Here is a 2,113-nt window from a genome sequence, read left to right as displayed (position 1 = left end):
ACTGCCATGAGCCTTGATATGGAATATGATGACCGGCAAAAGGCGATGAGTACAGATTTGTCAAAGGCAGCCCGAAAAGAGTGGTATCTGCGGCACAAAGATAAAGGTATGGAGCCATAGTGACCCGCAATCAAATATATTGTCGAAAAGTTTTGCGGTTATAAACCGCAAAAAATTGACCACCTGCTTGTTTTGCGGTATAATAATTACAAATGGAGGTGGTCACAATGATTGATAGACCGTTATATGTGGATAAGATCATGGCCTATGTAGATACTCCCTTTGTAAAAATCCTTACAGGAGTGCGCCGCTGCGGAAAATCTACCATATTGAAAATGATTATGGAAAGGCTGAAAACGGAACGAAACATTCCAGAAGATCGCATTATAAGCTGTCGTTTTGATTCTATGGAATATGAGGATATGACGGCAAAGCAGATCTACACACTCTTGAAAGAAAAACTCTCCCCTGCGGGCAAGACCTATTTGTTTTTGGACGAGGTTCAAGAAATCAAGGGATGGGAAAAGATTGTTAATTCGCTGGCGTCCGATTTTGATGTTGACTTGTATATTACAGGCTCCAACTCCAGAATGATGTCCTCTGAAATAGCGACCTATCTTACTGGCAGATATGTTTCCTTCCGCATTTTCACCCTGTCTTTTGGCGAATATCTGATGTTCAAAAGCAAATTCGCCAATGTTGGGGAGCCGAAAACAGAACTTGCCAATTATGTCCGCTTGGGCGGGTTCCCAGCAACTCATTTACAGGCGTATTCTCAGGATGAAATCTATACGATTGTCCGGGATATATACAACTCCACAATTTTCTCGGATATTGTAAAGCGAAATCAGGTTCGGAAGATCGACCAGTTGGAGCGTGTCGTAAAATACACATTCAATAATGTCGGCAACACCTTTTCCGCCAAGTCCATTGCAGATTACCTGAAAGCAGAACGGCGATCCCTCGACAACGAAACGGTTTACAGCTATTTGGAAAAGCTGGAAAAGGCATATCTGCTTCACCGCTGTTCCAGATATGATTTGCAGGGGAAGGAAATCCTGAAAACGCAGGAAAAATTCTATCTGGCCGATGTTGCCTTGCGATACAGTGTTCTCGGCTATAACGCAGACAGCGTTGCTTCCAGCCTTGAAAATATCGTATATTTGGAACTCTGCCGACGGGGATATACTGTCAATGTGGGGAAAACCGGAGATAGCGAGATTGATTTTGTAGCAGTCAGACAAAACGAAAAAATCTATGTTCAGGTGACGCAGGAGATCAACTCGGAAAAGACAGAAAAGAGAGAATATAGCCGCCTGCTTGAAATACCGGATAATTACCCCAAATTTGTTCTCACAACAGACGAATTTGCCGGTGGGAACTATGAGGGAATCAAGACAATGCACATAGCGGATTTCCTGCTCAGTGCGGAGTATTGACATCGAACACCAGATGAAACTCAATGAAAATCTACTGTCTGCCGGAAAAAGTCCCTTGAAAAAGTTGTGACTTTGGAAGAAAAGTCCCTTGAAAAAATTGATATTGCCATACAGAAAGCAGTCCTGCGGGGCTGCTCTTTCTATTTTCAGAAGATTTTTTGAAAAGCAAAAAAGTGACCGGCCACCCGGTTCCAGAAAGGAGAAAGGATGATAGAAGCGAACACTTCCTATAAGCAAAATGGTGTGCCGGTGTCGATTCCGAGCGGTTCGTATGGCATTGCCCCTTTGACGGTTCACCAATATGAATACCCCAAAGGACACCCCTGCCATAACTGCCCTTATACCCTGCGCACCTCTGTCCCGTCCTGTATGTTCCCTGAACGAAGGGACGGCGGCTGTCTATGGTACGATCTGAAAAAACAGCGGCGCCCTCCGCTGCCTGCGGTTTACCCCAAAAATCAGGCGGCGGCAGAGCGCATTTTTGCTTTCGTTGAAGTTCTCAAAGATGTAATGAAGCGAAAAGGTTATCAGGAAAGGAGGAAACCGATTGCGAAATAAAACCGATTTTTACAGGCTGTTCTTTGAACAGCTTGCCCGGCGCGGCTTTGATGTGAAGCGGTCCCAATCTTCCGATTACATCGCTGATATTTATTTCAAGAACCAGCTTGTGGCCT

The 2,113-nt window shown here is 44.5% G+C and carries 2 protein-coding genes; both read left to right on the top strand.

The annotated features are described in order from the left end of the window. Nucleotides 1-227 precede the first annotated feature (227 nt). Nucleotides 228-1,439, top strand: coding sequence for an ATP-binding protein (locus H8S57_RS16720; RefSeq protein ID WP_186909083.1), 1,212 nt, complete (start codon nucleotides 228-230; stop codon nucleotides 1,437-1,439). A 207-nt stretch (nucleotides 1,440-1,646) separates the two neighbouring features. Next, nucleotides 1,647-1,997, top strand: a complete 351-nt coding sequence (locus H8S57_RS16715) for a hypothetical protein (protein WP_058963980.1) — start codon at nucleotides 1,647-1,649, stop codon at nucleotides 1,995-1,997. Nucleotides 1,998-2,113 lie beyond the last annotated feature (116 nt).

Source organism: Lawsonibacter hominis, from assembly GCF_014287895.1.
Classification (GTDB): domain Bacteria; phylum Bacillota; class Clostridia; order Oscillospirales; family Oscillospiraceae; genus Lawsonibacter_A; species Lawsonibacter_A hominis.
Note: the sequence above shows the minus strand (reverse complement) of the source record. Positions and strands in the feature narration are given on the sequence as shown.